The 25,260-nt window shown below is 70.1% G+C and carries 28 protein-coding genes and 2 pseudogenes; 12 read left to right on the top strand and 18 right to left on the bottom strand.

The genetic code is table 11. The features are described from left to right. Positions 1-95: 95 nt before the first annotated feature. From AMK22_RS33135 to AMK22_RS33125, 3 genes are all read right to left on the bottom strand, one after another. A complete protein-coding gene (locus AMK22_RS33135; protein WP_073791086.1) occupies positions 96-749 on the bottom strand; it encodes a TIGR04282 family arsenosugar biosynthesis glycosyltransferase in 654 nt (217 codons plus the stop codon). Further along, complete coding sequence (locus AMK22_RS41465; protein WP_073791084.1) at positions 746-1,444, bottom strand: glycosyltransferase family 2 protein; 699 nt, start codon at positions 1,442-1,444, stop codon at positions 746-748. The genes AMK22_RS33135 and AMK22_RS41465 overlap by 4 nt, the downstream gene beginning before the upstream one ends. A 208-nt stretch (positions 1,445-1,652) precedes the next feature. Then, entirely contained in the window at positions 1,653-2,732 is a 1,080-nt protein-coding gene (locus AMK22_RS33125) for an NAD-dependent epimerase/dehydratase family protein (protein WP_073791082.1), read from the bottom strand. 70 nt (positions 2,733-2,802) lie between these two features. Between AMK22_RS33125 and AMK22_RS33120 the strand changes: the two genes are divergently transcribed. Further along, positions 2,803-4,344 (top strand): glycosyltransferase 87 family protein, encoded by a 1,542-nt coding sequence (locus tag AMK22_RS33120; RefSeq protein ID WP_143203629.1) that lies wholly within the window; start codon positions 2,803-2,805, stop codon positions 4,342-4,344. Here AMK22_RS33120 and AMK22_RS41460 read toward each other — a convergent pair. Then, a pseudogene (locus tag AMK22_RS41460) lies at positions 4,302-4,751 on the bottom strand (GtrA family protein); the annotation flags it as partial. The gene AMK22_RS33120 and the pseudogene AMK22_RS41460 overlap by 43 nt on opposite strands. A gap of 359 nt (positions 4,752-5,110) precedes the next feature. On the opposite strand from AMK22_RS41460, the gene AMK22_RS33110 reads away from it, so the two are divergent. The 4 genes from AMK22_RS33110 to AMK22_RS39755 all read left to right on the top strand — a co-directional run bounded on the left by AMK22_RS33110 (position 5,111) and on the right by AMK22_RS39755 (position 8,225). Next, entirely contained in the window at positions 5,111-6,313 is a 1,203-nt protein-coding gene (locus AMK22_RS33110; protein ID WP_242434258.1) for a molybdopterin-dependent oxidoreductase, read from the top strand. A 2-nt stretch (positions 6,314-6,315) separates the two neighbouring features. Beyond that, on the top strand, positions 6,316-6,819 hold the full coding sequence (locus AMK22_RS33105) for a hypothetical protein (RefSeq protein WP_073791077.1): 504 nt from the start codon (positions 6,316-6,318) through the stop codon (positions 6,817-6,819). After that, complete coding sequence (locus AMK22_RS33100; protein ID WP_073791075.1) at positions 6,816-7,496, top strand: class I SAM-dependent methyltransferase; 681 nt, start codon at positions 6,816-6,818, stop codon at positions 7,494-7,496. The genes AMK22_RS33105 and AMK22_RS33100 overlap by 4 nt, the downstream gene beginning before the upstream one ends. Positions 7,497-7,745: 249 nt before the next feature. Next, positions 7,746-8,225, top strand: coding sequence for a hypothetical protein (locus tag AMK22_RS39755; RefSeq protein WP_158072109.1), 480 nt, complete (start codon positions 7,746-7,748; stop codon positions 8,223-8,225). A 55-nt stretch (positions 8,226-8,280) separates the two neighbouring features. Here the strand turns inward: AMK22_RS39755 and AMK22_RS33090 are convergent, their stop codons facing one another. From AMK22_RS33090 to AMK22_RS33070, 4 genes and pseudogenes are all read right to left on the bottom strand, one after another. Then, positions 8,281-8,619 (bottom strand): Ada metal-binding domain-containing protein, encoded by a 339-nt coding sequence (locus AMK22_RS33090; RefSeq protein ID WP_107430697.1) that lies wholly within the window; start codon positions 8,617-8,619, stop codon positions 8,281-8,283. Positions 8,620-8,631: 12 nt separating this feature from the next. Next, the gene (locus AMK22_RS33085; RefSeq protein ID WP_073791072.1) at positions 8,632-9,357 is read right to left on the bottom strand and encodes a 2OG-Fe(II) oxygenase; all 726 of its coding nucleotides are present in this window, start codon (positions 9,355-9,357) and stop codon (positions 8,632-8,634) included. Positions 9,358-9,788: 431 nt separating this feature from the next. Continuing rightward, positions 9,789-10,521: pseudogene (locus AMK22_RS33080) on the bottom strand (Ada metal-binding domain-containing protein); the annotation flags it as partial. Between the two features lie 69 nt (positions 10,522-10,590). Continuing rightward, entirely contained in the window at positions 10,591-11,364 is a 774-nt protein-coding gene (locus tag AMK22_RS33070) for a 2OG-Fe(II) oxygenase (RefSeq protein WP_079186533.1), read from the bottom strand. Positions 11,365-11,865: 501 nt separating this feature from the next. On the opposite strand from AMK22_RS33070, the gene AMK22_RS33065 reads away from it, so the two are divergent. The 4 genes from AMK22_RS33065 (at position 11,866) to AMK22_RS37870 (ending at position 14,861) form a co-directional block, all read left to right on the top strand. Beyond that, positions 11,866-12,447: a methylated-DNA--[protein]-cysteine S-methyltransferase gene (locus AMK22_RS33065; RefSeq protein ID WP_073791104.1), complete on the top strand. Its 582-nt coding sequence runs from the start codon at positions 11,866-11,868 to the stop codon at positions 12,445-12,447. 252 nt (positions 12,448-12,699) lie between these two features. Beyond that, the gene (locus AMK22_RS33060; protein WP_242434255.1) at positions 12,700-12,924 is read left to right on the top strand and encodes a hypothetical protein; all 225 of its coding nucleotides are present in this window, start codon (positions 12,700-12,702) and stop codon (positions 12,922-12,924) included. Positions 12,925-13,318: 394 nt separating this feature from the next. After that, positions 13,319-14,086 carry an SDR family NAD(P)-dependent oxidoreductase gene (locus AMK22_RS33055; RefSeq protein WP_073791069.1) on the top strand — a complete coding sequence of 256 codons (768 nt, stop codon included), beginning with the start codon at positions 13,319-13,321 and terminating at the stop codon, positions 14,084-14,086. A 241-nt stretch (positions 14,087-14,327) separates the two neighbouring features. Then, positions 14,328-14,861 carry a group II intron maturase-specific domain-containing protein gene (locus AMK22_RS37870; protein WP_242434254.1) on the top strand — a complete coding sequence of 178 codons (534 nt, stop codon included), beginning with the start codon at positions 14,328-14,330 and terminating at the stop codon, positions 14,859-14,861. 171 nt (positions 14,862-15,032) lie between these two features. Here the strand turns inward: AMK22_RS37870 and AMK22_RS42495 are convergent, their stop codons facing one another. Beyond that, on the bottom strand, positions 15,033-15,143 hold the full coding sequence (locus AMK22_RS42495; protein ID WP_443333335.1) for a hypothetical protein: 111 nt from the start codon (positions 15,141-15,143) through the stop codon (positions 15,033-15,035). A 203-nt stretch (positions 15,144-15,346) separates the two neighbouring features. Here AMK22_RS42495 and AMK22_RS39750 point away from each other — a divergent pair, with 203 nt between their 5' ends. Continuing rightward, a complete protein-coding gene (locus AMK22_RS39750) occupies positions 15,347-15,682 on the top strand; it encodes a hypothetical protein (protein WP_158072108.1) in 336 nt (111 codons plus the stop codon). A 260-nt stretch (positions 15,683-15,942) separates the two neighbouring features. Here AMK22_RS39750 and AMK22_RS33030 read toward each other — a convergent pair whose 3' ends face one another. The 4 genes from AMK22_RS33030 to AMK22_RS40295 form a co-directional block, all read right to left on the bottom strand. Next, positions 15,943-16,269, bottom strand: a complete 327-nt coding sequence (locus AMK22_RS33030) for a hypothetical protein (protein WP_073791066.1) — start codon at positions 16,267-16,269, stop codon at positions 15,943-15,945. 11 nt (positions 16,270-16,280) lie between these two features. Continuing rightward, positions 16,281-17,108, bottom strand: coding sequence for an alpha/beta fold hydrolase (locus AMK22_RS33025; protein ID WP_073791065.1), 828 nt, complete (start codon positions 17,106-17,108; stop codon positions 16,281-16,283). A 762-nt stretch (positions 17,109-17,870) separates the two neighbouring features. After that, positions 17,871-18,203, bottom strand: coding sequence for a hypothetical protein (locus AMK22_RS40300; protein ID WP_199883377.1), 333 nt, complete (start codon positions 18,201-18,203; stop codon positions 17,871-17,873). Beyond that, on the bottom strand, positions 18,200-18,490 hold the full coding sequence (locus AMK22_RS40295; protein WP_073791064.1) for a hypothetical protein: 291 nt from the start codon (positions 18,488-18,490) through the stop codon (positions 18,200-18,202). The genes AMK22_RS40300 and AMK22_RS40295 overlap by 4 nt, the downstream gene beginning before the upstream one ends. 53 nt (positions 18,491-18,543) lie before the next feature. Here AMK22_RS40295 and AMK22_RS40290 point away from each other — a divergent pair, with 53 nt between their 5' ends. Beyond that, positions 18,544-18,840 carry a hypothetical protein gene (locus AMK22_RS40290; protein WP_073791063.1) on the top strand — a complete coding sequence of 99 codons (297 nt, stop codon included), beginning with the start codon at positions 18,544-18,546 and terminating at the stop codon, positions 18,838-18,840. Positions 18,841-18,920: 80 nt separating this feature from the next. Here the strand turns inward: AMK22_RS40290 and AMK22_RS38875 are convergent, their stop codons facing one another. The 5 genes from AMK22_RS38875 to AMK22_RS32985 form a co-directional block, all read right to left on the bottom strand. Next, entirely contained in the window at positions 18,921-19,637 is a 717-nt protein-coding gene (locus AMK22_RS38875) for a carbonic anhydrase (RefSeq protein ID WP_242434253.1), read from the bottom strand. Positions 19,638-20,361: 724 nt separating this feature from the next. Beyond that, the gene (locus AMK22_RS33000) at positions 20,362-20,709 is read right to left on the bottom strand and encodes a nitrile hydratase accessory protein (protein WP_073791062.1); all 348 of its coding nucleotides are present in this window, start codon (positions 20,707-20,709) and stop codon (positions 20,362-20,364) included. Next, positions 20,706-21,305 (bottom strand): nitrile hydratase subunit alpha, encoded by a 600-nt coding sequence (nthA, locus tag AMK22_RS32995; RefSeq protein WP_073791061.1) that lies wholly within the window; start codon positions 21,303-21,305, stop codon positions 20,706-20,708. The genes AMK22_RS33000 and nthA overlap by 4 nt, the downstream gene beginning before the upstream one ends. Beyond that, entirely contained in the window at positions 21,302-21,973 is a 672-nt protein-coding gene (gene nthB, locus AMK22_RS32990; RefSeq protein ID WP_073791060.1) for a nitrile hydratase subunit beta, read from the bottom strand. Before nthB ends, nthA begins: the two co-directional genes overlap by 4 nt. A 425-nt stretch (positions 21,974-22,398) precedes the next feature. Continuing rightward, entirely contained in the window at positions 22,399-23,241 is an 843-nt protein-coding gene (locus AMK22_RS32985; RefSeq protein ID WP_073791059.1) for an alpha/beta fold hydrolase, read from the bottom strand. A 1,085-nt stretch (positions 23,242-24,326) separates the two neighbouring features. Here AMK22_RS32985 and AMK22_RS32980 point away from each other — a divergent pair. Next, entirely contained in the window at positions 24,327-25,190 is an 864-nt protein-coding gene (locus AMK22_RS32980; protein ID WP_073791058.1) for an SDR family oxidoreductase, read from the top strand. Positions 25,191-25,260: the final 70 nt, after the last annotated feature.

The following is a 25,260-nucleotide window of genomic DNA, read 5'->3' as shown; positions in this document are numbered from 1 at the left end:
GCTGACCGCGCTGAAGGCGCACGCGGTCCCGGGCGGGGGCTGCCGGTATCGGCGGTCTGCTCGCGGGAGCGAGGTCACCGACGCTCGCGCGCGTGTCACGGGACAAGGCCGGGCGAGCAGCGCTTCACGAGGGTGGCGAACCTCGATCCCGGCGCCGCGGCCGCCACCGCGGCGGCGTCGGGCGCTGTGTCCACGTCGCGCAGGAGCGGCAGGTCGCGCACCCGGAGGCCTGCCCCGGTGAGGCGGTCGCGCTGGGCGGCGCCGGTGTACGCGGTGGACATCGGGACGCCTCGCAGCAGCGCCGGGGCGGGCGCGGCGAGGCCGAGCGCCCAGAACCCGCCGTCCTCCGCCGGGCCGAACCACGCGTCGCACTCCAGCCACGCGCCGGGTTCCAGTGCGGGGGCGAGGAGCTTCGGGGTGAGCTGTGGGGTGTCCATGCCGACCAGTAGGGCGGGGCCGTCCGGCACAGCGGCGAAGGCCGCGGCCAGCCGCTCGTCCAGGCCGCCGGACGCCTGCGGGATCACCTCGATGCCGGGCGGCAGCCAGGGTCCGGGCGCGCCGTCCAGGACGAGCATCCGACGGCGGGCCGGGCAGCGCAGCACGGTCTCCAGGGTGTCGGCGAGCGCCGCCTTCGCGAGGGCGGCGGCCTGGGCGGGGGTGAACGGCGGTGCGAGCCGAGTCTTGACGTGTCCAGGCCGTGGTTCCTTGGCTATCACCAGCAGCGCGGTCGGTCCGGCCGGGCCGCTCACCGGGGGGCTCCCGCCGGACGGCGGGGCGGCTCGCCGAGGACCGCGCGCATGTCGCGCACCGCGTGCCAGGTACCACGCCAGGTGCCCGTGACCTTGGAGCGGCCGGCGCGTGGGCGGTAGGGAACGTCGACCTCGCGCACCCGCCATCCGGCGTCGGCGGCGCGGATGACCATCTGCAACGAGTAGCCCGACCTGCGGTCGGTCAGGTCCAGGTCGAGCAGGGCCTCCCGGCGGGCCACCCGCATCGGGCCGAGGTCGTGCAGGCGCAGACCGGTGCGGCGGCGGATCAGCCGGGCCAGCTCGCGGTTGGCGAGCCGGGCGTGCACCGGCCAGGCGCGGCGTGTCGTCGGCCTGCGCCGCCCGAGCACCAGGTCCGCCTCGTCATCCAGGACGGCGTGGGCCAGCGACGGCAGCAGCGCCGGGTCGAGGGAGGCGTCGCAGTCGCAGAGACAGACCACGGGCGCGGTGGCGGCGCGCAGCCCGGCCGCACAGGCTGCGCCGAAGCCGCGCACCGGTTCGCTCACGACGTGCGCGCCCAGCGACGCGGCGAGTTCGGCGGAGCCGTCGGTCGAGCCGTTGTCGACGACCACGGCGCCCCACCCGGGCGGTATCCGCTCCAGCACCCAGGGAAGGGCGGCCGCTTCGTCAAGACATGGCAGCACGACGTCCACAAGGGGCCGATGCCTCTCGGTCATGTCTTTCAGCGTACGGATATCCATGCATGGGCGGAAATGGGGTGATGCGTCCGGACTATCTGATGCGGTCCGCCGTCGCCGTATGGCGTGGGCGGGTGCCGTCGCCCTCTTCGACGGCGGCACGGGGTCCGGGCGGCGGGCGCCTCGGACCGGTGCGGGCCGCGACGGTTCCGGGGCCCCGGGTTCGAGGCCGTCTCCCGCACGCGCGTCACCGAGGCTTCGACGCCCGGCCGCGCAGGGGGGCTCCGGCGAACTCCCGCACGCCGTCGGTGAACGGCACCCGGGGCAGCCAGCCGAGTTCCTCGCGCAGCCGTGACGAGGAGGCGGTGATATGGCGGACGTCGCCCAGCCGGTACTCACCGGTCACCACCGGCGCGGGCCCGCCGTGGGCCGCGGAGAGCGCGGCGGCCATCTCCCCGACAGTGTGCGGGCTTCCGCTGCCCACGTTGTAGGCGCGCAGTGTGCCGTCCGGGATCGCGGCGCCGACCGCGCCGAGCGCTGCCAGGTTGGCGGCGGCCACGTCGGCGACGTGGACGAAGTCCCGGCGCTGACCGCCGTCCTCGAAGACCCGCGGCGGCTCGCCGCGGGCGAGCGCGGAACGGAAGAGCGAGGCCACTCCGGCGTAGGGGGTGTCGCGTGGCATTCCCAGTCCGTAGACGTTGTGGTAGCGCAGGGCGACCGCCCGGCCGCCGGTGGCCCGCGCCCAGGCGGCGGCCAGGTGCTCCTGGGCGACTTTCGTCGCCGCGTAGACGTTGCGCGGGTCGGGCGGCGCGTCCTCCGGCACCAGGCCGGGGGTGAGCGGATCGCCGCAGCGCCGGCAGACGGGCTCGAACCGTCCGGCGTCCAGGTCGGCGACCCTGCGCGGGCAGGGCCGGACGGCCCCGTGGCGGGCGCATGCGTAGCGGCCCTCGCCGTAGTAGACCATCGAGCCGGCCAGGACGAGCTCTCTCACCCGCAGCCGGGCCATGGCCGCGAGCAGGACGGCGGTGCCCAGGTCGTTGCACCCCACGTAGGCGGGCGCGTCGTCGAAGTCCCGGCTCAGGCCGACCATCGCCGCCTGGTGGCAGACCGCGTCCACCGCGTGCAGCGCCTCCTCGACCACCGCCCGGTCCCGCACGTCGCCGCGCACGAACGCCAAACCGGGCGGCCGCGGGGGAGGGGAGGCCGCCGCGCCGTGCGCCGCGGGCAGCACCGCGTCCAGCACGCGCACCTCATGTCCTGCCCCGACCAGAGCACCGACGACGTGGGAGCCGATGAACCCGGCCCCTCCTGTGACAAGCACCAGCATGCCTTCGAGGCTACGGGCGGATCCGACACGCGGCGCTGCGAGGCCGTCCGCCGTGCTCGCGGCTGCCACGATGGCGGGTGTGGGAGTACGCACGCTCTGCGCCACGGCACTGCTCGCCGCCCTCGTCGCCGTCGTCGCCGCGACGGTCCGCCTGGGCGGTGATCTCGGCCATCCGGCCGCGCTGCTGTACTGGTACGCCGCCGCGTGGGTGCTGTTCGCCGGAGCGGCGTGGACCGTGCAGCGCGTGCCGGTGCGCACCGCCGTGGCGCTGATCCTGGCCGGCGGGATCGCCCTGTGCGCGGCGGCGCTCTCGGCTCCACCGCGCACCAGCGATGACATGTACCGCTACGCGTGGGACGGTCGCGTGCAGGCCGCGGGGATCTCCCCGTATGCCTACCCGCCGGACGCGCCACAGCTCGCCCGGTTGCGTGATCCGTGGCTCTTCCCCGCCGGGACCGCGTGCCGCGGGTGGGATCTCCGCTCGGTGGCGGGTGTGTGCACGCACATCAACAGGCCGTCCGAACCCACGATCTATCCGCCCGTGGCCGAGGGATGGTTCTTGCTGGTGCACGCCGTCTCCCCGGCGGGCGGGCGGCACAAGCCCCTGCAACTCGCCGGTGCGGTGCTCTCCGTCGCCACGACGGTGGCGCTGCTGCTGGTGCGGCGGCGTGCGTGTGGTGACATGCGGCGGGTGGCGCTGTGGGCATGGTGTCCGGCGGTGCCTTTCGCCGCGGTCAACGACGCCCATGTGGACACCGTCGGAGTGCTGCTCACGGTGGCCGCGCTGGGCACGGCCGCAGGAGCACGCCGTGGAGCGCTGCTCGGGGCTGCAATCGCCGCCAAGCTGCTGCCCGCACTCACCCTTCCGGGCGCACTGTCGGGGGTGCTGGCCCCCGGGCGCAGCCCGCGTACCCGGCTGCGGGAGGCGGCGAGCGTGCTGCTCGCCGCCGTTGGCGTCGTGGCGCTCGTCTATTTCCCCTACCTGCTGACGTCCGGTTCCGCGGTCCTGGGGTATCTCCCCGGCTATCTGCGGGAGGAGGGGTACGAGCCGGGCGACGTCGGCCGGTTCGCGCTGCTGCGGCTGGTGCTGCCGGACGCGTGGGCCGGTCCGGCCGCTGCCGTACTGATTGCGCTCACCGCCTGGTACGTCCTGCGGCACGGCGATCCGGAGCGGCCGTGGCATGGATCGCTGCTGGTCACAGGCACCGCGCTGCTGCTCACCTCGCCCGCGTACTACTGGTACGCGCTGCTCGTCGTGGCACTCGTGGCCATGGGCGGCCCAGGGGAGTGGCTCACCGTCGCCGCCGCGGGCACCGTGCTGTATGTCGCGAACGAACTGCACTGGCCCGGCGTCCAGGCAGCCGCATACGGGACGGCCGCTGCGACGGTGCTCGCCGGTGTACTCGTCCGGGCGCGGGCGCGTGGCGGCGGAGACAGGCGGCGGGACGGTGCGGGAGGGCAGGCGTGCGGGCCGCATCGGGCGCGAGGGGGTCATCGGTGGCGGCGCCTGAAGACGACCATCCGCAGGACGGCGAAGCGCACCACGGTCACCAGGGCGAAGCTCGGCGCGAGCACCAGGGTCTCCGCCGCCGGCGAGGCGGTGGGCCGGTAGTGGCGGAAGAGCAGGACAGCGCCCGAGGTGACCAGGTACGCCAGGACGAAAAGGCACCCTGCGGCCAGATGCGCCTGGAAGACCCGGACCGGGGACCCGCGAAAGGTCAGCCGGCGGTTGGCCTCCGTGTTGAGGACGGTGACGGCGAGAAGGGAGGCGAAATTGGCCAGGACGGGCGGCGACCAGTGGCGCAGAACCCAGTACAGCAGGGCCTGGGCCGCCGTGGAGGCGACACCGATCACGACGAACCAGAACGCTTCCCTGGTCAGCGCGGTGCGGCCGGGCCGGGTGGAGGCGCTGCGCTGTGTGCCAAGGCGTCGCACCCCACCATCATGAGGCCACCGGGCGACCCGTCGAGCCGTGCGGAGCGCCGGTTCGGCCACTCGGCTGGCAACGGACACCCGCATGCGCGCCGGGCGCGGAAGGACACCCCGATCTGTGCCAGTTTGCAGCTGACGACTCGGCAGACACTGACGGCGCGGCGGGATTCGATCCACCCCTCGGAGAGCCGGCACGCAGGCGGAGGAGGCGGCCGGTGGGCAGTGGCAGACGGCACTCGGCACCCGACTCCGGTGGGCCGCAGCACCCGGGACCGGACGAGGACCACGCGCCGGGGCGCCTGGAGCGCGTTCGCGCTGCCGCGGCGGCGCGGGCCACCAAGGGGGCCGCTCGTACCCGGGCCCTTGTACGGCGGGTCGAGCGGACTCCTCCGCCCCCGGGGCCGTTCCGTCCCGGCTTCTGGCGCAGTCCCCTCCGCGGGCCCTGGCTGACGTCCGTGTTCGGCCTGGTGCTGCTGATCGGCATCCCCCTGCTCTTCGTGACCGGCGCGCTGTCCTACGCCGCCTACAACCCCGGCCTCGGCGCACTCAACGACCAGACCCCGGACAAGGGCCTGCTGGGCTTCTACCTGTTCGACTGGCCCACGCACCCCTACTGGCTGTACCGGCTCACCCAGGGCGTGCACGTGACGCTCGGCGTGGTCCTGGTGCCGGTGGTGCTGGCCAAACTGTGGTCGGTGATCCCGAAGCTGTTCGAGTGGCTGCCGGTCCGCAGCGCCGCCCACGCGCTGGAGCGGCTGTCGCTGCTGGCCCTGGTGGGCGGGGTCGTCTTCGAGTTCGTCACCGGGATCCTCAACATCCAGCTCTACTACGTCTTCCCGGGCTCCTTCTACACCCTGCACTTCTACGGCGCCTGGGTGTTCATCGCCGCGTTCGTCGTCCATGTGAGCCTGAAACTCGGCCGGATGACCCGCTCCCTGCGCTCCCGCAACCTGCTGACGGAGCTGCGCACCGGGCTCGCCGGCACCCAGCCGGAGTCACCCGACCCGGACGGTCTGGTCGCGCTCGAACCCGCGGCGCCGACCATGTCCCGGCGCGGCGCACTCGCCATGGTGGGGGCTGGGTCGCTGCTCCTCCTGGTGGTCACCGCGGGACAGAGCATCGGCGGCCGACTGCGAATGACCGCCCTTCTCGCGCCGCACAACCGTGACCCGGGCGGCGGCCCGAAGGACTTCCAGGTCAACAAGACGGCCGCTTCCGTCGGCGTCACCCCCGCCCTTGTCGGGCCGGACTGGCGGCTGGAGGTCCGCGGCCACGGGCCGACGCTCGTCTTCACCCGCGCACAACTCCTCGCGATGCACCAGCATGCCGCCGCGCTGCCGATCGCCTGCGTGGAGGGGTGGTCCACCGACGACCAGGACTGGAGCGGCCTTCGGCTGACCGACCTCGCCGCCCTGGCAGGCCTCCCCGACGCCGGAAGCGTCCTGGTGGAGTCCGTCCAGCCCCGCGGCCCCTACAGCTCGGTGGTACTGCGGGGCAACCAGATTCACGATCTCCGATCGCTGCTCGCCCTGCGGGTCAATGGCGCGGGCCTCTCGCTCGACCACGGCCACCCGGCCCGCGTCATCGTCCCGGCCAATCCCGGCGTGAACAACACCAAGTGGGTGCGCCGGCTCACCTTCAGGACGTGACCATGGCGCGCTTCGTCCGTTGGTACGGCTCCGGCCCCCTCCATCTTCTCGTTCTGATCGCCTCGTTCGCCCTCACCGGTTACGCCCTGGTGCGGCTGTTCGCCGTCCGCCCGATCGAGGTCGCGATCTGGTTCGTAGGCGCGGCGATCGTCCACGACCTGTTCCTGCTCCCCCTGTACTCACTCGCCGATCTGTCGGCTCAAGCCGTCCTGCGGCATCGCGCCCCCCGCCTGCCGCAACCGCCGTGGATCAACTACCTGCGGGTGCCCGCTCTCCTCTCCGGCGTGCTCCTGCTCGTCTGGTTCCCCCTCATCCTCGACCTCGCGATCCCCTACCCCGATGCCGCACGACTGTCCGAAGGCGTCTACCTCGGCCGATGGCTGGCCATCACCGCCGTGCTCTTCGGCGCCTCCGCCCTTGCCTTCGCCCTCAAGCTTCGCCGCCTCCGGCGGGCCGCCCGCGCCGACGAGGAACGACCCGCATCGGGTCACGACGCCGCGTCATGACGCCCGGCGAGGAGCGGTCGCCCTGCGCCGACGCGGACCCCTACGCACTGGCCCTGCGCAGTGGCCGCGAACTGGTGTACCTGCGGCTGGCGGACGGACGCCGGATCCGGATGCCGGTGGATCGCTGGTACGCACACCCCACGGTGGCCGACGAATCCGTGCTCAATCGGTGCGTCGGCCCCGTTCTCGACGTCGGCTGCGGGCCCGGCCGGCTGTGCAGGGCACTCCTGGGTCGCGGAGCCTTCGCGCTCGGCGTCGATGTGGCTCCCCGCGCGGTGGCCCACACCGTCGCTCTCGGCGGAATCGCGCTGCGCCAATCGGTGTTCGACCGGGTACCGGCCGAGGGAGTCTGGGAGACCGTCCTGCTCATCGACGGCAACATCGGTATCGGCGGTGACCCGCGAGCCCTGCTGTACCGCTGCAACCAGGTCACCGCCCCGGCGGGTCTTCTCCTCGTCGAGGTCGACCTCGACGACGTCGAGGAACGCTGCACCGCCCGATTCGAGGACAGCCATGGCCACGAAGGTCCGCCGTTCCCCTGGGCACGTCTGGGAGCACCGGCACTCCACAGGATCGCCGAGGACCTTGCCCTCAGCGTCACCGACCAGTGGAGATGCGGCCAACGATGCTTCCTCGCCCTCGGCCACCGGCACACGGCCTCGGGACGTCGTCGCTGAGCCGGGGCCGACCACGCGGTGACGAGGAGACACGACGCCCGCCGACCGGAACCCGCGTGCGGGGCGCGGCACTGGGCCGTTTCACCCGGTCGGGGCAGCCATCGGCGGCCAGCACGTGCGATCCGCCGATCGTGCTGATTGGGTGGGGGGAAGTCCGCCGTACTACTGATCTTTTCGTAAGTTCGGTGGGTGTGGTGGGTGGATGGTCAGGCCGGTGTGGGTGAGGAAGGACCACGGTAGCTGTGGGTTGTGGTTGATGCGGCAGCCGCCGTGGTCGATGCGCCAGGTGCCGCCGTCTGCGCTCGCGCCGCGCACGCCGTCGAGGACGCCGGTTCCGGCGAGCGCGGCGACTGCCGGTTCGGCGAGGGATGCGAAGCCGAACGTGCGGTTCGGTCGCCATGGGGTGCTGTGGCGCAGGCGCCGGGCAAGTTGCGTCCAGCCGAGCGGGGCGGCTGCGATGACGAGGGCGTCGGGTTCCTGGGCGGTGAGGTGGTGGGCGGGCCGCAGCCAGGAAGCGGCCTGTTCGGGCCAGTCGACGACGGTGAGGATGGCGCCGTCGGTGGCGTGCCAGGCGTCGGCGAACGCCGCGGCGTCGTCGCGGGAGGCGTCGTCGCGGCTGTGACCGATGGCGATGCTGTGCAGGCGCGGGTGGCGGTGGTCGGTGAGCAGGCGCAGCAGGCGGCGAGTTCGTGGGCGGTGTGTGGGGTGGGTATGGGCAGGTCGCCGTAGGCGATGCGCTCGGGTGCGGACAGCAGGGGCGAGCGGGCGGGTGCGCGGCGAGGGTTCATGGGGTGCGGGTCCTTCGGAGGGCTTTCCACTGCCGGTACTTCTCGGGCAGGCATATCGCGCAGGGCCGGTAGCCGGCGGTGATCGCGGTGGCTTCGTCGGCGAAGAAGACGCGGTGGCGCACGTAGCCGCTGGCGGCGATGGTGCGCAGGGCGGAGGGGCAGTCGAGGCGGCCGTAGAGGCGGCCTCGGCGGTAGCCGCCGAGGGTGCCGGGCGTGGTGCTGGAGTAGGGCTGTTTGTCTGGTCCGGTCAGGGTGTAGAGGCGTGGGGCGGGAGAGGTGCGGTCGTCGCGGCGGTCGGCGGGTCCGCCGGTGGCGGGTATGGGGGTGGCGGGCATGGCTGTGAGGGGTCAGGCGCCGTGGAAGACGAGGCCGAGGGCATGGCGGCGGCCGGTGCGTACGGTGCTGACGCCGTGGCGGACGGGGCCGGCGCGGTGACCGCGGGCGGAGGGGACGGGGCGGTCGCGGGTGGTGAAGACCAGGCCGTGGCCCTGGGGGAGGGCGGTGGCGGTGCCGCGGGACTGGGCGCGGGGGCGCTGTTCGACGAGGAGGAACTCACCGCCGGTGTAGTCGGTGCCGTAGGCGTCGAGGCCGATGACGACCTGGAGGGGGAAGACGAGGTCGCCGAAGATGTCGCGGTGCAGGGCGTTCCAGTCGCCGGGGCCGTAACGCAGCAGGATCTGGGAGCTTTTGTCCTGGCCGGCGGCGTGGCACATGGCGGTCCACTCGGTGAGAGTGTCGGGCCAGGGGGCGGGGCGGTGGAGCTTGTCGGCCCAGGCGCGGGCGATGGTGAGCAGATGCGGGTAGAGGGCTTCGCGCAGGGCGGCGACAGGTTCGGGCAGGTCGTGGGTGAAGTACCGGTACTGGCCGGAGCCGAAGCGGTGGCGGGCCATGTCGACGGTGGTGCGGAACAGTTCGGGCCTGTCGTAGAGGGCGGCGATCTCCCGGCACTGCGCGGGGTTGAGCAGGCGAGGGGTCAGGGCGCAGCCGTGGGCATCGAGTTCGGCGGTCAGGGCGGTCCAGTCGGCGTTTGGGACACGGGCGGTGGTCGGGTGGTTGGCGGTCTGGGTCTTCATGGTGGTGTCCTTGGGTGCGGGTCGTCCTGCGGGTCGTCCTGCGGGGGTGGGCGGCGGAGTCAGGTAGTGGTGGCGCCGTAAGGGCGTTCTGCGGGGTGGCCCGGTCGTGGTGGTGGAAGCCGGTGCCGCGGGTGCTGCACTCGATGCAGAAGGCGGTGAAGACGCCATTGATGTGGGCGGTGTACTGGCTGGCCGTCGGCACGGTGGTCGGCTGCCGCCCCGGGGCGGGTGCCGGGTTCGGGTTCGCCGGTCGGCAGCAGGTTGCCGGGCGGGCTTTCGGCCGGGACGAACAGGGCGGTCGCTGGTTCCATGGCCATGCTTGCCTTCTCGGCTGTCCGTCAGATGATGCTTCTGTCGGCCACTTTGCCCTTCCTTGGTGGATGGTGCTGGCGGTATTCGGACTACTCGTTCGGGGCGGTCGCGGTGGCTTTCGCGAGGGTGACCTGCTGGCCGAGGATCGTGCGGATCGCGATCTCGTGCGGGTCGCAGGTGCTGGGGGCGCGCAGCCCGGGCTCGGCGTCAAGGTCGAACAGGCGGCGCATCCGCCGGGGGGCGCAGGCCAGGTCGCGCAGGTCGTCGAGGTGCAGGCGGCATTCCAGCCAGGGCCCGCCGCCGGCCTCGGCGACCTCGGCGATGCCGGCGGCGGGCGGCAGGTCGAGAGTGCGCCGGTAGGTTCGCGCGCGTGCGGTGCCGGTGATCTCCTCAACGCCGTCGATCGCGCGGGCGGCAAGGTAGTCGAACAGCGCGCCGGTGGCGTGGGCGCCGCGGTAGGCCAGGCGCAGCGGGACGCCCGCAGGGGCATCGGAGGTGGTGTGCGGTGCGCGGTCGCGAGGGCCGGTGCGCAGCTGCCCCAGGGTGCAGGCGTAGATCTCCCGGACGGTGTCGTTGAACTGGCGGATACTGGAGAAGCCCGCGGCGAAGGCGATTTCGGAGGCGGGCATCGCGGTGGTCTGCAGCAGTACCCGCGCGGCGCCAGGCCGGCAGCCGCGGAACCCGGCGTGCTGCGCGGCCGCTGCGGTGGAAGGACACATTCTGTCGCTGTGGCGTGGTTGCCGAGCAGCTGGGCCGGCAGAAGATGCCCGTGGTGGTGACGGCGAAGAAGAACTCGCCGTCGAACCGCGCGTCGCGGCAGCACACCGCCTGGTGGCGGTTGTCCTCGGCCATCACGGCGCTCATGGCGCCTGTGGTGGGGAGGGGGCTGGTGGGAAGCGGACGCATGGCCGGGGCTCGTGGTCAGCGGGCGTTGTGGAAGATCACTCCGAGAGTGGTGCGCCGGCCGGACTGGACGGCGTTGGTGCCGTGGCGCATCGAGTGGCGCCGGTATCCGCGGCTGCCCGGGGCGGGGCGGTGACGGACGGGGAAGATCACGGCCTGGCCGAGCTGCGGCCGCGCGACGATGGCGCGGGACTGGGAGCGGGGCTGCTGCTCGACGAAGACGTTCTCCCCGCCGGTGAAGTCCTCGCCGGGCAGCTCCAGCATGATCGTGGCCTGCAGTGGGAAGACGAGGTCGCCGTAGACGTCCTGGTGCAGACAGGCGTAGTCGCCTGGGCCGTAGCGCAGGATCAGCGGGGTGGGGCGGTGCTGCCCGGCGGCGGCGCACTCGGCGTGCAGTTCGGCGAGGGTGGCAGGGTAGGTGCGTTCGCCCAGCCGGGCCGCCCACTGGTTGGCGATCCGCGCCAGCGGCGGATACAGCCGCTCACGCAGGGCGTCCAGCACCGGCAAGGCGGCCGGGTCGGCGTAGTAGCGGTAAGTGCCTCGGCCGAAGCCGTAGCGCTGCATCACCACGGTGGAGCGGAACAGGTCCGCGTCGTCGAAGGTGTCGGCGATCACCCGGCACTGGGCGGGCGACAGCAGGGGCCCGGTGAGCGCGACGCCGTCCCGGTCCAGCTGCTCCCGCACGTCCTGCCAGTCGACCGCGGCGAGTGCGGGCAGGACGCGCGAGCCTTCGACGGGCACGGCACCGGTGGGGACCGGGGCGACGGCGGTGGTGAAGAGGGTGTCGTTCACGGGAAGTCTTTCGGCGAGCGGAGGGTGACAGGTCTCATGCCCGGAGGCGTGCGTGCCGGGCGGGGCGTTCGCGGCCGGCGGTGCGATCGTCGCCCCTGGGCGGGTCCAGTGCTGGCGGCATTCGGACGTCGCGTCGGACGCCCTTGCGGCCGGGCGATGCGACGGGGCAAACGTTGCCGGTCGCGGCGCCAGGTACGGATGAACGTGCTCGGGCCGCTGGGGTCCGGTGCTGGGTTCGTTCGGGCGGTGGAGGTGTGTTGCGGACGGGAGCGCAGCGGGGTGCTGGAGACGCCGTCAGTGCAGGGGGAGCAAACGACCTCGACCCCGAATCGGGTGAAGCACTGCTCGTAGGCGCGCCAGGAGTCGGTGCCCTGTCGGCCGTCGCCGACGAGCGTGGTGCCGAAGCGCAGCCGCTCCCAGGCGTCGACGTGGTTCATGTGCCCCTGCGGCACGGCCTCGTCGACGCGGCGCAGGGAACGGGGTACCGCAAACGTCATCGCCATGCTCTCGACCCCCCAGGACGCCGCGATCCTTCAGCGGCTGCACCGGCGCCTCGAAGCCGAGACCGACGGCGCCGGCCTCGTCGATGTCGCCTACACCACCGTCGACTGCCCGCTCGGCAGCCTGCTGCTCGCCGCCACTCCCAAGGGCCTGGTCCGCGTCGCCTACGCCAGCGAGGACCACGACCAGGTCCTGGACACCCTCGGCCGCAAACTCAGCCCCCGAATCCTGCGCGTCCCCTGGCGCCTGGACGACGCAGCCCGCGAACTCGACGAGTACTTCACCCGTCGCCGCAAGACCTTCGATCTTCCTCTCGACCTCTCCCTCTCCCACGGCTTCCGCCAGACCGTCCAGCGCCACCTCCCCGAGATCGGCTACGGCCAGACCCGCAGCTACCGCCAGGTCGCCGAACTCGTCGGCAACCCCAGGGCCGTCTGCGCCGTCGGCACCGCCTGCGCCACCAACCCCCTGCCCGTCGTCGTCCCCTGCCACCGCGTCCTGCGCACCGACGGCACCCTCGGCGGCTACATCGGCGGCCTCGAAGCCAAGACCGCCCTGCTGAACCTCGAAGCAGCGGCCTGACGAACGGTGGAAGGTGATTGAGCGCGTCGGCTGGGGCGTTCCCCAAGAGCCCCGCCCGTCGCTGTGGGAGGACTGCGACCAGCGGTTCGTCACCGCCCTACACCGAGCCTGGCCAGGCGCGCACCGGCATGAAGAGCAGGGGCAGGCCATGCCCGAGGAGAAGACCAACGGAGCCTGGTGCTCCCGCTTCCGCAGATGACACGACGGCCCCGGCTGTCAGTGGCGGCTGCGACGCTGAACGGATGGACCGTGATGACGAGCAGCCGCCGCGCCGCCGGATCTACGGCGCCGACCACGACCACTCGGGCCCGGCCGGACCGGGACCACGCCGAACTGGGCGGCGGCCCGCTGGACAGCCTGCTGCTCGACATCACCGGCTGGACGGCGGACGAGATCCAGACCGGCGTCGCGCTGACGACCGGACTCGTGCAGGGCCTCGCCCCGGCGGCCAGGCCCTGCGCGACCCGCCCCCGGTGACCGGCACCGTTGGGGCTGGTCCGGCGACACACCCGGATCGCGCGGGCATCGAGGCGTATGAGGGAGGGACGATTGCCCGGCGAGCGGAGCTCACGCACGCGGGCCGTTCCCCGATCCGCGTCCCCATGGCGGCGTTCGTCCAAAGCCACGGGTTGCCTCCCGCCCGCGTGAGCCTTCGGATCGTCTGTCCCGGTTGCAGTCCGAGGGCCGTCTGGGTCATCAAGTGGCGCCGTTCGATGGATGCGGCTGTCGGGTCCGATGCGGCTGTCGTACGGCTGGGGAACCTCTTGCGGGATCCGGGGATACACCCTGCCCGAAGAGGAACCCGCCGCGGTGCGGGCTCCGTACCCCTTGTCCGCCGTTCACCCCTGTGGCAGCAGGAAGGACTCTCTACGTGTCTGATCCCGTAGTCCTCATCACGGGTGCGCTCACCGGTATCGGCCGCGCCACCGCCCTGGCTTACGCCCGTCAAGGCGCGAACCTTGTGGTCTCCGGCCGCCACGAGGACGTGGGTGAACCGTTTGCCAGGGAGCTCTCCGGCCTCGGCGCCCCGACCGAGTTCGTGCGTGCCGACGTCCGCTTCGAAGCTGACGTGAAGAACCTGGTCGAGCGTGCGGTCGCTCGGTTCGGGCGGATCGATGTGGCCTTCAACAACGCCGGCACCGAGGGAACGACCGGTCCTGTCACCGAGGTGACCGACGAGGGTTACCAGGCCACTTTCGATACCAACGTCAAGGGGACTCTGCTGTGTCTGAAGCACGAGTTCCGGGTCATGAGGGAACAGGGGAGCGGCAGCATCGTCAACGTCGGCTCTGTCTTCGGCCTGATGGGTTATCCCGGGGCAGCCTTGTACGTCGGGAGCAAGCACGCCGTCGTCGGTATCACCAAGGCGGCCGCACTCGAAGGAGCCGCTCACGGTATCCGGGTCAATGCGGTCGCGCCCGGCTTCACCCGGACCGGCATGTACGAGCGGTTCACCGGCGACGACTCGGTACGTGACGCGGTCGATTCGGTACTGCCTATGCACCGGGCGGGCACTCCGGAGGAGATTGCCGAGGCCGTCCAGTACCTGGGGTCCGACAAGGCGAAATACGTCAGCGGCCATGTCCTGACCGTCGACGGTGGCCTCATGGCGGGCGGGCCCCTGTTCCCGAGCTCGTGAACCGCGAGGCCCTGCACCAGCCGCTGAGGCCCGCGCCCCTTCAGGACGGCTCCTGCGGTCTTCCCGTGCGGCCGGATCTCCGATGGTCCGGCGGGCACCCGCGCCGCCGGGCTGAGCGACGAGGGCCCCGACGACCTGTCGGTCTGGCAGGTCATCCGCGCGGACGGGCTCCAGCCCTGTTTCCTGGCCGAACACCTGGTGGACGCCCGCTGCTCCGCGCCTGAGTAAGGCGGCCCGGGGTGTGGTGGCCGTATGGAGCGTCCTCAACGGTCAGGAACCGTTCTTCTTCATGCGGTTCATGACCACGGACCTCGCGTCAGGCCTGGCCCGAGGACAAACCCCGGTGGAAAACCCGAAGGCCAGGAAGCTCGGCCCGAAGCAGACGCATCCGTGGCCCACCACTGAACGAAGGACGGCAAGAGCCACCCGGCCACCGGCGGTCCGGGACCTGGCCCGGCGTCGGCCGTTCGGCCGACTCGGGGCGGCCCGGTGCTTTCGTACCTGCCGATGTGGCCTGCTCGGCTTCGGACAGTGCCTGATGCTCGCCCACGTGGCGGCCGCGCGGGCGGGACAGAATTGCGTCCCGGCCACCGGACTGCCACCTCGTCCACCAGAGATCAATCCGATTGTGGCGGGCTGGATCAACTACTACGGCCGGTTCTATCGGTCAGCGTTGTATCCCCTCCTGGCGCGCATCAACGCCTACCTGGCGCGATGGATCCGCAGAAAGTACAAGCGGCTCGCGAGGCTGAGGAAAGCAATCGAGTGCATGTAGGGAATTGCCAAGCGGTACCCCCGGCTGTTCGCGTACTGGAAGATCGCAACGGAGGCCGCCGTAGCCTGGTGATCAGGATGGCAAGAGCGGAGTGACAAGAGATTGTCACGCTCCGTTCTGTGGGAGCCCGGGGGTGCGATTCCCCCGGGCCACCCGACCAATCTTGATGGTTCAGGCGGACTGCGGGACTTGTTCCTGGTTCCGCAAGTAGTCGTGTTCGTACTCGGCGGGCGGTACGTAGTCGAGGGCGGAGTGGAGTCGTTCCTCGTTGTACCACGTGATCCACTGGAAGATCGCCCGCTCGACCTGGTCGACGCCCTTCCAGAGGGCCCTGCATCTCGATCAGCTCGGCCTTGAACGTGCCGTTCAGCGCCTCGGCCATCGCGTTGGGTGCGTAGCTGGTCGAGGTGGTGGGTGGCGATGACGGGGACGGTGCCGGTGAAGCCCCGCCAGCCGTCTTCCTCGGTGTCCCTGGGGGACCAGCCGTGTGGGTTCTGCCAGCGTGGCTGCCAACAGGTGCGGGACGGGTCGCGGATGGTCTTGATGCGGTTCATCCGGGCCTGCGCCCCGGCGTCCTTCGTGAAGACCAGGGCGACTGGCGGGAAGCCGCCGCGGCCGGAGTCATCCCACAACGTCGACCACAACGCGACGTCACCGCCGTCGTGGTCCTTGGCCTGTCGGCCGAAGAAGCGTCGGTACCAGTCGATCTTCGCCGCGACGACCGCTTTGGGCTCGGTGTGGTTGTCGACCTCCACGAACAACACCGGCACCTGATCCTCGGGCCGCATCCGCGCGCAGACTGCCACTGGCCGGGGTCGTGAACGTGCCCGCGACCGGAGCGCCACTCCGGTCTCCCACCCCCGCAGATGCCCCAACCTCCGCGGCCAAACCAGCAGCACCCGCTCGGGGACTGGGTGAGTGCTGCGGGGGGCCACGGGCTTCGTCACCAGCGGCGGCGACTGGCGGAACGCATCGATCGTGTCCGTCACCGCCAGGGCGTGCGCGGCGCCGGCCTTCGCCGCGTCCCTCGCGGTGCCGCCCATCAGCCGGCATCCGCCGTGACGCCGAAGGCTGGGCCCGGCTACCTGTCGCCTTCGCCCCAGCCGTCTTCGAAGACGAAGAGTGGTTTGGTGCCGTGCGCGGGCGCTTCTGCGAGCGAGACGGCTTCAGCGAAGCGTTCGAGCGGGAACGGCCGGCCCCGGGGGATGCTCAGCACCTCATCGGCAACGAGACCGCGAACCCGGGACAGCGCGCGCAGCGCAATCTCGGGTGAGGCGGTGCCGAACCAGCGGTTCAGCCAGAAGCCACGGACCGCTTTCGTCTCGTAGATGACCGAGCGTGCCTGCAGCGGGATCGTCAGCGCTGTAGGATCGGTCTGCCGATGGGTCGAGAGCGCGCCGTAGACCACGAACCACCTGGTCAGCCGCGGGCGAATTCGAGGAGGTCGGCATTGAACTGATCCGCGAACTCGGGAACCATCGACAGACCGTGTGGAGCACCCGAGTAGACCTTGAAGGTCACGTCCTTGACGAGCTGTGACGATTTCTCCGCGGAGGCCACGATGGGAACGATCTGGTCGTCGTCGCCGTGAATGATCAGCGTGGGAATGTCGAACGTCTTCAGGTCCTCGGTGAGGTCGGTCTCCGAGAACGCCTTGACGCAGTCGTAGGCGGCCTTGATGCCGACCGTCATGCTCCAGAGCCAGAACTCGTCGCGGGTCGCCTGGGAGACGGTCGTTCCTTCGCGGTTGGCGCCGTAGAAGGGGGCACTGAGGTCCTTGTAGAACTGGGAACGGTCTGTCAGCACGCCTTTCCTGATTTCGTCGAAGACTTCGATCGGCAGCCCCTCCGGATTCGCATCCGTCTTGAGCATCAACGGGGGGATCGCACCCAGCAGGACCGCCTTGGCGACACGGCTTGTGCCGTGCCGGCCGATGTAGCGCGTGACCTCTCCGCCACCGGTCGAGTGACCGACCAGGATCATGTTGCGGAGGTCGAGGGCCTCGATGACGGAGGCGAGATCTTCGGCGTACGTGTTGAGGTCGTTCCCCTTCCAGGGCTGGCCCGAGCGTCCGCCCCCGCGCCGGTCGTGGGCCACGACCCGGTAGCCGTTGTCCGCCATCAGCATCAGCTGCGGATCCCACGCGTCCGCGATCAGCGGCCAGCCGTGGGAGAAGACCACCGGCCGACCCGAACCCCAGTCCTTGAAATAGATCTGCGTGCCGTCCTTGGCAGTGGCGAAGGCCATGATCGCCCCTCCAAACTTGTCCGAAGTTGACGCTTCATGAGAATTCAGCACCCGGGCCGCAATGGGAATGTCACGCCACGACCAGCAGCGGAAAGGCGACGGAGAGGCCGGCAGCGGAAGCGGCCGATGAGCACGTCGTATCAATCACGCTACCCGCAAAGCCCCACTCCAGCGCGCCGGGCAAACCGCGGCGACCGGGCAGGGAACGACGGGTGCGCGACAACGCTGTCAGCAGGCTCCGTACTCCGTCGGGCCCGTGGGGGCAGCGGCCGGTGGCAGGAATTGTCCTGGGCGGCGGACAGCCAGCCCTGCCTCCTCCGTCCAGGCCGGGCCCGTCGCCGTGCGGCCTCTGTTGTCGGTGGCGGCTGGAACGCTGGACGGATGAACGGCGATGAGCAGCTGCTGCGCGGCCGCGTGTATGGCCAGGACCAGCAGACCTACACCGCGCTCATAGGCGGCCCGCTGGACGGACTGCTCTGGCTGCTGACCCGGACGGCACCACCACCGCCACGGCGACATCGCCGGAAGCCCCGGACATCGACGACTGGTTCTGCGCAGCCCGGCCGTCTACTCGTCAGCCGGACTCGCCTGGACGAGAGACTGCCGGTCTCGTCCTTCCCGATTCGCCGCACACTCGGGAGCCGGCCGGCTTCCACGGCCCCGGGTGCCATCCGAGGTACCCCCAACAGCCCGTTCGCGTACCGCCGACCCTGCACTTCCTGTTGCACCGTTTGAACCGGGACTGCTGAGCCGGATCAGGCTTTACCCGCCTGTGGGGCGCTGAGTGTGTAGGTGGTTCCGACGCTGGTCTGCACCCACGCGTCCGGGAGGGCTGCGGCGAGGGTGTGCTGGGCACGCCCCACGCGTCCGGGAGGGCTGCGGCGAGGGTGTGCTGGGCACGCCCCACGCGTCCGGGAGGGCTGCGGCGAGGGTGTGCTGGGCACGCCCGCCGGTGCAGTGACCGGGGACGATCAGCTCGGGTACGAGTTCGGTGAGCGCGGCCACCGTCGGGCCGATGACCGGCTCGAAGGCGGGGCCGCTCAGGTGGAAGCCGCCGATGAGGGCCAGCAATTTGCTGACGCCGGTCAGTCTCATGGCGTGCCGGATATGTTGACCACTCCGGCGTGGCCGCACCCGGTGATGATGACGAGTCCCCGGCCGCGCAGGTTGATGACGAGTGCCTGGTTGTTGTTATCGGCGGGGTCGTGTCGCCAACCGTTCCCGTCCCAGGGTTGGTGTGCCGACGGGATGCCGTGCTCGAACTCGGTGACGCGGTCCACCTCGCCGGTGATCAGGGTGTCGTCGGCCAGCAGCGACGGCTGCCGCCGCTCGATCACCTCGAACCCTTCGCGTTCCAGGGCACCCCGTGACAGCGTGGGCATCTCCAGACCCTGGCCGGCGGGAGTGCCAGGCGGCGGCGGGTCCAGACCGCGGGGTGGACGGTCAGCGGCAGGCCGGAGCGCCCGCGCAGCAGGGCCAGGCCGTCGAAGCCGCCCGTGTGGTCGAAGTGTCCGTGGCTGAGCACGCCCTGGAGGCCACCGACATCGATGCCGAGACGCTCGGCGACACAGCCGGCCCGTCCGGCGACGCGCGGGTATCGAACAGCAGCGTGCTGCTCGCGTTCCCGCTGTGGACGGTGACCAGGGCCGAGAAGCCGTGCTCGGCACGCAGCCCCGCGAGGGCCCCGCCGCTGGCGAACTGCCGCGCGGCGGTCCGCCCGGCGCCCGGGTGACGCCTTCGGCAGGGCCAGTAGGGCGTCGAAGGTGTTGTCGACCACCGTCGTGGCCCTGACCTCGTCGATCTCGGGCAGCCTCACCGGGTCGACAGCCGGTCCCTCCGCGGCGCGAGGCGCTGACCACGCCGCCTCGGCCGCCGAGTGCCCGTGGTCGTCGCGCATGCCAGAAAGTGCCTCCCGGTCGATACGACCGGCCAGGAATGCAGTTCTCGGTACAAGCCGCGGGCCCACGGCGGTCGCGCCGGCCGCAGGCGCCGTGCGGCGTCATGTTCCACTCGCGTGGGCGGGACGACGACGTCGATGTGGCCGGTGGCCACGTCGTACACGAGCCCTGAGACGAAGGCTCCGGCCGGAAGCTTCTGCTTGAGGATTTCGACGTCGACGCGGACGGCGGCGACCGGGTCGGTGACCGCCTTGGCGTCCAGGTCTCCGGCCGGAGCTTCGAAGTAATCGGCCAGCAGCTCGGGGAACGCGGCCAGGTCCGTGATCCCGCAGTCGGTGTGGTGCAGAACCGCATAGTGGACGTCGCCCGGGCGAGGGCCGCCCGTGCGGGCCTGGACGACCTTCGAGAGCATCTCCAGCGTCCGGAGTGTCGCGGGCGTGACCCGCCCTCCGACGTTGCGGATCATCGCTGCCTCGCCGAGCTTGAGCCCGAGCACGTCGGACGGGTCGACACGAGGGTCGACGCATCCGATGACTGTCAGACTGCCACTCGGCATGAGCTTGAGGTTGGCGAATGACCCGCCGTCGGCGAACCCGGCGTTCCGCTTGGCTAGCTCGTCCGTGTCGATCACTGTGACGGCAACCCCTTGTTGCTCTGCGCCTGACCCCCGGTGACGCCGACGGCGACCTCCGGTTGCCGCCAATCCTGACCCGCCGCTGCCTCCCATGCCACTCGACTCTTCGGCAAATCGCGACCACGCAGGTCAACGCTTCGCGCGATCCGACACGGCGTATCGGCGCCGAGGTGTGATTCGTACCGCGGTTCGTGATCGCGATTTGCCGCGAAGTCGAGGTCTCGGGCAGCGGCGATAGACGCAATCATCGCCCCCAGGGCACGCTGAGTGACCGCGGTTGATGCGGCGCTGCACGGAGCCCCGTGGCCTGCCTCGATGAGCGGTCGCGCGGTGCTGTGGTCTTCTCAGAGGCTGAGTTCAACGTCTCTGCGTGGATCAGGCTTGGACGACTTCGAGTGTGCGCGGCCTCTGCTGGTAGGGGGTCGCACCGGGTCCGGCAGGTTGTTGACCGCGGGTTCGGCCGGGTCGACCACGGCGGTGATCTCGGCGATGTGGCCGTCGGCGACGGTGAACGCGAGGAGCGGGGCGGGGTTCCGTCCTTGCTCCAGGAGATGACGCCGGGGTGGACGGTCGGTCGCCGCATGTCCTCGTGCCGGGCTGCTGGCCACTCGCGTGGGTGGCGACTTCGGTGGCCCCGAGCGGAGCCTTTGCGTTCACTCGTCCCGAAAACTCCCGGAGGACCAGCTCGCCGACAGTGAAGTCTGCTCCGAAGGTGTCGGAGTTAACGCGCGTGGTCGCGGTGGTCGTGACCTGGGGAGCGTTGTGCCAGGGCTTGGGCGCGTGTGATGACCTCGTCCGTGGACACGGCGCTGAGGTCGGCGAGTACGTCCTCCAGGGCGCCCAGCCATAGTCGGTAGTAGTGGTATGACTCGCCGTGCTCCTGTGAGGCTGTCCAGGCGGTGATCCGGGCGATCAGCGCGGTCTGGAATTCCGGCCAGCTGAAGACGCCCGCCTCGTACAGGGTGACGGCCATGCCGAAGGCGCGGCTTTCCCACGGCTCGGCGAACACCAGCTCGCCGTTGGAGCGGGGCGGTGCTGCCGGGCCCTCGATGTCCAGTGGCGTGCTCACGGTGTCGCCACCTTGGCTACGCCGACCATCGCATCCCGGGTGATCAGGGGCACGAGTTCTTCTTCCGTGAGGTGCTCGGTGCCGGGTGGACGCTCGGGCAGTACGAGCCAGCGCACCTCGCTGGTGGAGTCCCGGACGATGATCTGCACGTCGTCGTCGAGCGTGAGTCCCATCTCGGCCAGCACCGTGCGCGGCTCCCTGACCACGCGCGCGCGGTAGGCGGGGTCCTTGTACCAGCTCGGCGGCAGGCCGAGGACCGGCCACGGGTAGCACGAGCACAGCGTGCACACCACGACGTTGTGGGTGGTCGGGGTGTTCTCGACCACGACGATGTGCTCGCCCTGCTGTCCCGAGAAGCCGAGTTCCTTGATGGAAGCGGTGCCGTCTTCGAGCAGACGCCGCCGATAGTCGGGGTCCGTCCACGCCCTGGCGACGACCTTGGCACCGTTAAGTGGACCCACGCTCGTCTCATAGCGGGTGATGATCGCGTCCATGGCCTTCGGGTCGATCAGGCCGCGCTCGGTGAGCAGTTGTTCGAGCGCCTCGGTGCGCAGCGCCACTGAAGGGCTCTCCTCAGAGCCGCCGGTGGTGGTCATGGGGTGGTCTCCAGATAGCTCTCGTACATGTCCACGGTGACGGTGAAGGGTTCGGCGTCGGCGCCCCATAGTTCGCGTGAGTCGAACCGCACCGAGTAGACGTGTTGGGGGTTCTCTCCCATGAAGTGTGCATTGGTGTCCGGCAGCACATGGGCGGGCTGGATGATCTCGACGACTCCGCTGTGGCCCCGGACGTAGCGCGGCAGTCGAGTGTGCCCGGGCACGGACATGTTCCTGGCGCGTACACATTCGCCTACGTCGAATTTCGGTGAGGTCTCCACGGACCGCAGTGAGCCTTCGGTGGTGGGTGTGTACCGGGGCAGGGCAGGTTCCGTGACCGGTGGCTCCTCCACGTGTTCGCCGTGCAGGTTGCGGGCGCGGGCTTCGACCGCACCGGTCGCCAGGACGGACTGTTCGGTGAGCATCAGTTCTCCGGCGTTGAGCCATCGCCCGAAGTAACCGTCGTCCAGGTAGGCGGCGCGGTCCAGGCGCTCCAATGCGTGCCGGAAGGCGTCCGTGTTGACGCCGCCGCAGGCAACGCGGCTGGAGAGAATGGCCAGCGCGAATGCCTTGCGCTCCCAGTCCTGTGCGAAAACGCGCTCCTCGCGATCCGGTGGATGAACGCGTCCCCAGCCCTGGGTGCCTCCCATGTCGGCAATTCCATCCATGACATGGCCTCTCATTTACCGCAAAAGAAGACAAATCCATCATATTTGGCTGATACCTGTGACGTCACGCCGTACGCCGTGATGCAATCCGTTTACCAGGTCAGTGACGAGGCGGCTCGTTCCGGCCGTTGGGCCCGACGCAGCCGGTGCCCAGGCGGCAGGGCTCGCCGCCCAGGGTGGGTATATGTCCTCGTGGCGCGGCAGCAGACGGTGCGCTCCTCCTGGGCCCGTCGGTCGACGGGCCGGGACGTGGTGGTCGGGTGCAGGGGCCGACGCTGGTTGAGAGAGTCCGGCTGGTGATCCACCAGCGGTCGATGGCGGGCGAGTACCCATCGGATCCTGGCGCGTGAGCCGTTCGACGTTCTTGCGGCCGACTGCCACGCCCTCACAGCCGTCCACGGCTGTGGCAGGTCATGCCCGTTCGTCTACTGGTGACCGGATTCGCGGGCCGCGCTCACGATGAGATCCGTGACCGTTTGGGGGTGGGAGACCAGGGACACGTGCGAGGAGTTGATCTCCACCGTCTTGCGCGCGTGTGCGCGCTTGGCCCCGTACCGCTCGAGGCTCGGGTCTATGGCCCGGTCCTGCCTGCCGACGAGTACGTAGACCGGTTTGTCCCGCCAAGCCGCTGCGGTGATCTTGTCGGTGAACGCCGACTGTGCGATCGGGCGCTGCGTCGACGCCATGATGGATGCTTGCTGCTGCGGGAGGTCCTGGGCGAAGGTCGCGTGGAGCTTGGCGGCCTGGATGTATACGTCCGTGCCCGTGGTGCCGTCGCCATTGCGGAACGGCACTTGCCTGAACGCCTTGGTGATCGGGGCGGCCGGGAACTTGCTGGAGAGGCTGGCGAACGATTCGCCCTTGTCCGGCATGATCGCGTTGACGTACACGAGTGCCTTGACGTTGTCGAGCCCAGCGGCCGCCTGCGAGATCACCTCGCCGCCGTAGGAGTGTCCGACGAGGACGATCGGCCCCTTGATGGTTTTCAGGAGGCTGTTCAGGTACGCCGAGTCCTGGGGTATGCCACGCAGCGTGTTGGGTGGCGCGATGACCTGATAGCCGCCCCGCTGCAGGCGCTGCACCACTGCGTTCCAGCTGGACCCGTCGGCGAATGCTCCGTGCACGAGCACCACGGTCGGCTTCTGGTCCCCCGGGGCCCTGCCGGGGTCGTGTGCGGAGTATGCCGGCACCAGGGCCAGGGCGGAGAGCACCGCCACCCCGAAGGCCAATCTGCCCTCGCCTGATTTCAAGATCCCAGAGGCGGCCATGTGCATCCACTTCCTTCGAAGTTACAAGGTGAACTTGGCCTCGGCTGCACGAACTCGGACGGGAGTCCCCCGGCGCGGAATTCGTGACGGGCCGCGTTCTGCCGTACGCCGTGGGTCATATGTTGGCGTGTCTGTGCTCGCCGTGCATCCGGTGCCGTGCTGGGTGAGCGGCAGCAGGCGTGGTGGCCGCTGACGGGCCGCGGGGTTCCGGCTGACCTGGAAGGCGCAGCTCCCGCCGGTCGGCGCGCCGCGTCGCGAGGCGGGCGAGGGGGTAAATAGGTGAATTTGGCCTCTATCGTGCGGTCATGTCGTCGATTCATGCATATCGCAACGACGAGTCCTGTGACTGGTGAGGTCCTCAGAAGGTTCGACGAACTGACTCCTGAGGAACTGGAGGGCAAGCTCGTAGAATCGGCAAATGATGCCTGATTCGCGTATTGATTTTCCGGGCTGGAATATTCGTGTGCCTTCATCCTGTGGAACACAGCCACCCGGTCTGGGATAGGAGCCGGCCTGTCGTTGTCCCGGTCTTGCGTAATCGGCTGGATTGCCGCGGACGCATCCGGCATACGCCTGTCGCCCGCCCCTGACACGGGGCGCGGGGGACAGGATTAGTACACGTCGTTGTTGATCAACAATGGGTTCGGGACGGCCACTTCGCACCAGGGCTACAACCACGGCGTGAAGTCCATTCGGGTGGCGCCGGGTCGGCGATTCCCCTGGCGGATGGTCGGCGTCAGCCGATGATCATCCGATCGCTGAGGCCGGCTTCCGCGGCGGATGCGGGCCCGGCGTCCCGCTTCCTCAAGACCCCTGAAGGGTGCGCTACATGGGGCGTGCGATGCAAGACCACGGTCCGGCCGGACTGTGGTCGGATCGCGGGTCGGCGGAGTGCGTGGCACCGTGGCATCGAGATCGGAGCGCAGTCTCCATGTGGCCTCGAATTCAGCGGTCTGGATTGCTGCCGTGCAGGGAATGTATTTCCGCAAAGGCGGCGCGTCGCCTGCCTCGACCGACTACACGTGGAATAAATTCGACGCTCCGGGTTCGACGGTGGATAGGGAAGAGTCGAAGGGAACATCTGTATGGTGAATCGTGCTCTGAAGAAGGTGCTCATCACCGGAGCAGGTACTGGCTTTGGATATGAATCCGCCATGCGCTTGGCGGAAAAGGGATTCGACGTGATCGCCGCGGTGGAGATTTACGCTCAAGTTCAGACCCTGAAGCGGCAGGCGGCTGGGCGAGGGGTGAGCCTGCAGGTCGAGAAGCTTGATGTCACAAACGACGGTGATCGTCGCAAGGCTCTCGACTGGGGTGTGGAGATCCTGGTGAATAACGCAGGAGTCGGCGAAGGCGGCTCCACGGTCGACATTCCCGCATCGAACATCCGTCACCAGTTCGAGGTCAACGTCACCGGCCCGCTGCTCCTCACCCAGGGAATCGCCAAGCAGATGGTCAAGCGCGGCGCCGGCAGAATCGTGTGGGTCTCATCCCGAGAGGGCCTGAACGTCAACCCCTTCACCGGCATCTATTCCGCTTCCAAGCATGCGGTCGAGGCGATCGCCGAAACCATGGCCTACGAGCTGCAGGAGCACAACATCGAGGTCGCCACCGTGAACCCGGGGCCGTTCTTGACCGGCTTCAACGACCGCATGTTCCAGACCTGGGAAAGCTGGGAGGACGACCCCTCGCAGCGGCTCTTCGACTACTCCAAGCTCGCCTTCCCCCGAGCGCAGTTCGATCCTGAAGCGGTCTATGCGACGTTGACCGCTGTCGCGGCCGGAGAGGTCGACCGCTTCCGGAATCTGGAACCAGCGTCGATGCTCGAAGAGACCAAGCAACTCCAGCAGGCCCCCTGGGAGCGCAAGGTTACGGATGGCCTCGGGACGCGGCATCAAGCCATCCAGCACTCCTACGAGATGCAGCCCGAGACCCTCGTCACAAGCTGATTCCTTTCCGTGCGATCGCGAGCGTTCTTCCCGAGTGCTGGAGTCGTACACAGCCAACGGGCGCCTCGTC

Origin of the sequence: Streptomyces sp. CB01580 (assembly GCF_001905795.1) — a bacterium.
Lineage (GTDB): Bacteria > Actinomycetota > Actinomycetes > Streptomycetales > Streptomycetaceae > Streptomyces.
This window is presented reverse-complemented; position numbering and strand designations above follow the sequence as displayed.